Genomic DNA, 1115 nt, shown 5'->3' on the forward strand with positions numbered 1-1115 from the left:
TGTACTGCCCAGGGACGTTGGTTCGGTGAATGTAATGACTCGCTGGAGTCGTTGACCTAAAGGTGAGGACCTCCGGTTGCACAGTGGAGTTGCTTAGACAACCGCTGCAGCGACCAGGAGGTCCTCAATGTCTCACGCTAATGCCGCTTTGACTCCACGCCAACGTTTACGTCTCGCGCGTCTCGTCGTTGATCACGGCTGGCCGGTGTCCCGGGCCGCCGAACAGTTCAACTGCTCCTGGCCCACCGCCAAGCGCTGGGCCGAACGCTACGCCGCGATGGGTCAGGACGGCATGGCCGACAGGTCCTCGCGCCCGCACCGGGTGGCGAACCGGACCCCGCAGCAACTGGTGCGCCGGGTCGTGCACCTGCGCTGGAAGCAACGGCTGGGGCCGGTGGCAATCGGGGCGAAGCTGGCCATGCCGGCCTCGACCGTGCACGCGGTCCTGGTCCGGTGCCGGCTGAACCGCCTGCACCACGTGGACAAGCGCACCGGGGAAGTCATCCGCCGCTACGAGCACGAGACGCCGGGGGCGATGATCCATGTCGACGTGAAGAAGCTAGGGAACATCCCCGACGGCGGCGGCTGGCGCTACGTCGGCCGGCAGCAAGGAGACCGGAACCGGGCAGGAACCCCGGACACGGCACGCAACAGGTACCGCCAACCGCTGATCGGCACCGCCTATGTCCACACCGTCATCGACGACCACTCCCGGGTCGCCTACGCCGAAATCCACGGCGATGAAACCGCGGCCACCGCAGTCGGGGTGCTGCGCCGTGCAGTGTCCTGGTTCGCCGCCCGCGGAGTCACCGTCGAGCGGGTCCTCTCCGACAACGGCTCAGCCTACAAATCCCACCTCTGGCGCGACACCTGCCAGGAACTGGACATCAAGGTAAAGAAGACCCGGCCCTACCGCCCGCAGACCAACGGCAAGATCGAACGGTTCCACCGCACCCTCGCCGACGGATGGGCCTTCCAACGCTTCTACGCCACGGAATCAGCCCGCAGAAACGCCCTCCCGGCATGGCTGCACCACTACAATCACCATAGGCCCCACACCGCAATCGGAGGCCAGCCGCCCATCAGCCGCTTAACCAACCTCCCTGGGCAGTACA

General features: G+C 66.0%; 1 protein-coding gene. It reads left to right on the forward strand.

The features are described from left to right. Nucleotides 1-127: 127 nt before the first annotated feature. On the forward strand, nucleotides 128-1115 hold a 988-nt coding region (locus tag AC1DGD_RS22080; protein WP_476858276.1), incomplete at its 3' end, for an IS481 family transposase.

The sequence above is a fragment of the Arthrobacter sp. 05T45 genome, from assembly GCF_056395875.1.